The organism is Plasticicumulans sp., assembly GCF_035331805.1.
Classification (GTDB): domain Bacteria; phylum Pseudomonadota; class Gammaproteobacteria; order Competibacterales; family Competibacteraceae; genus Plasticicumulans.
Genome location: NZ_DAOLKE010000334.1, coordinates 1 through 3,756, shown reverse-complemented (window position 1 = coordinate 3,756; position 3,756 = coordinate 1). Strand labels below are relative to the sequence as shown.

The window sequence follows — 3,756 nt, the reverse complement described above, 5'->3', positions numbered from 1 at the left end:
CGGCGCCGCTGCTACCTTCAATGCCGCTGAACAACTCCCGCGAATCCCTCCGCTATCCCGCCGCGCGCCGCCTGCGCGAGCATCCCGGGCACGTTTTCCCGGGCATCCCGCCCCTTCCCTGCCCTTTTCCACCGAAACGGAGCCTGCCCCCGCCATGAGCGATCGTCCGCTGACCTTCCTGAGCATCACCGGCAGCCTGCGCCGCGGCTCGTACAACGCCGCCATCGCCCGCGCCCTGCCCGAACTGGCGCCGGACGGCATCCGCGTCGTCGCCGCGCCGTCGCTGCGCGACATCCCGCTGTACGACGCCGACCTGCAGGCCGAAGGCTTTCCGGCCGCCGTCACCGCGCTCGGCGATGCCATCCGCGCCGCCGACGGCGTCGTCATCGTCTCGCCCGAATACAACTACTCGGTGCCCGGCGTGCTGAAGAACGCCATCGACTGGATCTCGCGCCTGCCCGATCAGCCGTTCGCCGGCAAGCCGCTGGCGATCCAGAGCGCGTCGATGGGCGTGCTCGGCGGCGCGCGCATGCAGTATCACCTGCGCCAGATCTTCGTCTTCCTCGACGCCCGCATCCTCAACAAACCCGAAATCATGGTCGGTCAGGCGCAGAACAAGATCGACGCCGACGGCCAGCTCACCGACGCCGGCACGCGCGAATTCCTCGGCAAGCAACTCGTCGCACTGGCGGCGCTGGCCCGGCAGATGGCGGGCTGAAGGCGCGGATCAGGCCGGCGCGCGCAGCGCCGTGTGGATGCTGTCGGCCCAGCGTTCGATCGGGCCGGCATAGACCTTCGCCAGCTCGCCGTAGCGGGCCCGGAACATCAGCCGGGCCTCGGCGCCGTCGACCGAGTTGTCGTAGACGTACAGCCGGTCGACGCGGCGGGCGATCAGCGTGCAGTTGACGATCGAGCGCCGGTAGCGCGCGATGATCTTGGCGATCGATACATCATGGCCGCCGTTCATGACCCGATAGGTGATGCGGGCGGCGTTGAGGGACGGGTGGCGGGTCGAGACGAAAAACACCCGGACGAAATATCCGGCGGCCAGCGCCCGCTCGATGAACTGCACCTTGTCATCGGCCGAGAACACCGTCTCGAAGGCCATGTCGCGGCCTTCGGCGAGGCAGCGCTCGCGCAGCGCCTGCGCGTGGTTCGCCGCCTGCAGCACGGCTTCGGCCGAATTCCAGCCGCCGTACTGCTGCTCGGCGATGTTGTCGGGATTGATGTATTCGCAGCCATCGAACCAGCGGTGCTTCAACACCTGCTCGGTGACCGTGGTCTTGCCGGAACCGTTCGGTCCGGCGACGACCAGCAAGCGTGGCTTGCCGGGTTCAGGTTCAGTCATGGTCCTGCACGAAGATGCTGCCGCGGGCGCGGGCGCGGGCCTTGGCGGCTTCCAGCTCGACGGCGATCTGCCGGTAAAGCTCGGCATCGACGCGCGCCCGAATCTCGCGGGCCGAGCGGGCAGCGGCAGCCATGATCATTTCGAGCTGCTCGTCGGTCGGCTCGCAGTCGTTGGCGAGCGGGTCGAGGCGGCAGGCGGCGGACTGGATCATTTCGGTAACCTCCGGATGGCAGGTGCCTGACGGAAAAAGCCTGTTGGCAGTGTATGCCTGTCGGACAGGCGGTCAATCGTCGCCGGCGGCCGGCCTCAGAACGACTTGCGCAGGTCCATGCCCGAGTACAGCGAGGCGACCTGCTCGCCGTAGCCGTTGAACGCCAGCGTGTCGCGCTTCAGCCAGTCACCGATGCGCCGCTCGCGCTTCTGGCTCCAGCGCGGGTGATCGACGGCCGGATTGACGTTGGCATAGAAGCCGTACTCGTCGGGCGCGGCGATGTTCCACGAGGTGCGCGGCTCGTGCTCGACGAACTCGATCTTCACGATCGACTTGATGCCCTTGAAGCCGTACTTCCACGGCACGACCAGGCGCAGCGGCGCGCCGTTCTGGTTCGGCAGCACCTCGCCGTAGACGCCGACGGCGAGGATCGTCAGCGGATGCAGCGCCTCGTCCATGCGCAGGCCCTCGCGGTACGGCCACTCCAGCACCGGCAGGCGCTGGCCGGGAAACTGCTGCGGGTCCATCAGCGTCGTGAACGCCACGTACTTCGCGCTCGACAGCGGCTTGTACTTCGCGAGCACCTGCCCGAGCGGCACGCCGACCCAGGGCACGACCATCGACCAGGCCTCGACGCAGCGGTGGCGGTAGACGCGCTCCTCCAGCGCCAGTCCGGCGATCAGATCATCGAAGCCGACGCGACCGGGCTGCTCGCAGGCGCCGGCAATCTCGACGGTCCACGGCTTCGGCTTCAGGCGTGCGGCGTTGCGCTGCGGATCGTCCTTGCCGGTGCCAAGCTCGTAGAAGTTGTTGTACTCGGTGACGGCGTCGTACGGCGTCAGCGGCTCGTCGACGCGATAGGGACTTTTGACGACGTTCGGCAGCTTCTCGCCGGCGCTCGCGACCGCCGGCAGGCCGAACGCGGCGGCGGCACCGGCAGCGAGCGCCCCCTGCAGGAAGCGGCGGCGGCCGTGGAACAGTTCGGGCGACGTGATCTCGGACGGGCGCAGATCGGACGGACGGCGGATCAGCATGACGGCGACTCCCGGATGTGGACGACCGGACTGCTTACGACGCTGTGGCGGCCGTGGATTCCATCGAAAAAACTTTGTCTGTGATCAAAAATTCTGATTTCTGTTGACCGTTGAAACTCCGTATAAACCGCGCACCCTGAAACCGGGGGTCGGTGACCGTGGTGTCCGGCCCGGACCGAAGGTTCTGCTGCAGCAGCGTGCAGGAGTGACTTGAACATGCGTGAAAACTTCAGCGAAGACGAGGAAAGCTTGGACGACGACACGGAACACGAGTCGCCGGCCGTGGTGCCGACGCCCCCGCCCGCGCCGTCGGGCCCCGGCTCCAAGGCCTGGCGATCCATCGAGCGGCATCGCGAACTGCGCGAACTTCGCCGCCACCTCGACGACTTCCAGTTCGAGGACGATCCCAAGTACGACCCGAGGAACCTGCCGCTCTGATCCGGCACGCAACCGTTTTCCCCCGCTGAACCCGCCCGGGCGGTGCAGGCAACTGCACCGCCCGGAGTGTTTCGGGGCAGGATCGGGGTGGCAGAGGTGCTTTGACGCGGCGCGTTTAACGCGAAACGGTATAAGCTGTCGATGATCGCGTCATTCAGGGACAAGGACACCTGCCGGCTCATGGAGGGCGAGCCCGTGCCCCGCCTTGCAGCCTGCCGGAAAGCCGCCTTGCGCAAGCTCGACATGCTCGCGGCTGCCCATGTCCTTCAGGATTTGCGGCAACCACCGGGTAACCGTCTGGAAGCCTTGCAGGGTAACCGGGCCGGACAGCACAGCATCCGGATCAATGACCAGTGGCGACTGTGCTTCGTCTGGCGCGACGGACACGCGCACGAGGTCGAAATCGTCGATTACCACTGAGGTCATGCCATGAGGATCACGACACATCCGGGCGAAGTGCTGCGCGAAGAGTTCCTGATTCCACACGGCCTGAGTGCCAACGCCCTGGCACTTGCCCTGCATGTTCCGGCCACGCGCATCAACGACATCGTGCGCGAGCGTCGCGCCATCACCGCCGACACGGCCGCCCGGCTGTCCCGCTATTTCGGCACCACGGCCGAGTTCTGGCTGAACCTGCAGACCGCTCATGATCTGTCCGCGGTCCTCAGCAAGCATCGCGCCGAGATCGAACGGATTCAGCCGGTCGCCTGAATGAAGGCGGCTGA

7 protein-coding genes are annotated in these 3,756 nt (G+C 66.8%); 4 read left to right on the top strand and 3 right to left on the bottom strand.

All coding sequences use genetic code 11. From position 1 onward, the window contains the following. Positions 1 to 154 precede the first annotated feature (154 nt). Positions 155 to 718, top strand: coding sequence for an NADPH-dependent FMN reductase (locus tag PKE44_RS16355; RefSeq protein WP_324553311.1), 564 nt, complete (start codon positions 155 to 157; stop codon positions 716 to 718). A gap of 9 nt (positions 719 to 727) precedes the next feature. Here the strand turns inward: PKE44_RS16355 and PKE44_RS16350 are convergent, their stop codons facing one another. The 3 genes from PKE44_RS16350 to msrP form a co-directional block, all read right to left on the bottom strand. Continuing rightward, on the bottom strand, positions 728 to 1,348 hold the full coding sequence (locus PKE44_RS16350; RefSeq protein ID WP_324553309.1) for a zeta toxin family protein: 621 nt from the start codon (positions 1,346 to 1,348) through the stop codon (positions 728 to 730). After that, complete coding sequence (locus PKE44_RS16345; protein WP_324553307.1) at positions 1,341 to 1,559, bottom strand: hypothetical protein; 219 nt, start codon at positions 1,557 to 1,559, stop codon at positions 1,341 to 1,343. The genes PKE44_RS16350 and PKE44_RS16345 overlap by 8 nt, the downstream gene beginning before the upstream one ends. 95 nt (positions 1,560 to 1,654) lie before the next feature. Continuing rightward, the gene (gene msrP / locus PKE44_RS16340) at positions 1,655 to 2,593 is read right to left on the bottom strand and encodes a protein-methionine-sulfoxide reductase catalytic subunit MsrP (RefSeq protein ID WP_324553305.1); all 939 of its coding nucleotides are present in this window, start codon (positions 2,591 to 2,593) and stop codon (positions 1,655 to 1,657) included. A gap of 216 nt (positions 2,594 to 2,809) precedes the next feature. On the opposite strand from msrP, the gene PKE44_RS16335 reads away from it, so the two are divergent. From PKE44_RS16335 to PKE44_RS16325, 3 genes are all read left to right on the top strand, one after another. Then, a complete protein-coding gene (locus tag PKE44_RS16335) occupies positions 2,810 to 3,031 on the top strand; it encodes a hypothetical protein (protein WP_324553301.1) in 222 nt (73 codons plus the stop codon). Between the two features lie 141 nt (positions 3,032 to 3,172). Further along, entirely contained in the window at positions 3,173 to 3,451 is a 279-nt protein-coding gene (locus tag PKE44_RS16330; protein ID WP_324553295.1) for a type II toxin-antitoxin system RelE/ParE family toxin, read from the top strand. Between the two features lie 9 nt (positions 3,452 to 3,460). After that, positions 3,461 to 3,742 carry a HigA family addiction module antitoxin gene (locus PKE44_RS16325; protein WP_324553292.1) on the top strand — a complete coding sequence of 94 codons (282 nt, stop codon included), beginning with the start codon at positions 3,461 to 3,463 and terminating at the stop codon, positions 3,740 to 3,742. Positions 3,743 to 3,756 lie beyond the last annotated feature (14 nt).

Bases quoted from the DNA above. Each gene is read 5' to 3' on its own strand.
- PKE44_RS16355 (WP_324553311.1), top strand. From the start codon at position 155: ATGAGCGATCGTCCGCTGACCTTCCTGAGCATCACCGGCAGCCTGCGC.
- PKE44_RS16350 (WP_324553309.1), bottom strand. From the start codon at position 1,348: ATGACTGAACCTGAACCCGGCAAGCCACGCTTGCTGGTCGTCGCCGGA.
- PKE44_RS16345 (WP_324553307.1), bottom strand. From the start codon at position 1,559: ATGATCCAGTCCGCCGCCTGCCGCCTCGACCCGCTCGCCAACGACTGC.
- msrP (WP_324553305.1), bottom strand. From the start codon at position 2,593: ATGCTGATCCGCCGTCCGTCCGATCTGCGCCCGTCCGAGATCACGTCG.
- PKE44_RS16335 (WP_324553301.1), top strand. From the start codon at position 2,810: ATGCGTGAAAACTTCAGCGAAGACGAGGAAAGCTTGGACGACGACACG.
- PKE44_RS16330 (WP_324553295.1), top strand. From the start codon at position 3,173: ATGATCGCGTCATTCAGGGACAAGGACACCTGCCGGCTCATGGAGGGC.
- PKE44_RS16325 (WP_324553292.1), top strand. From the start codon at position 3,461: ATGAGGATCACGACACATCCGGGCGAAGTGCTGCGCGAAGAGTTCCTG.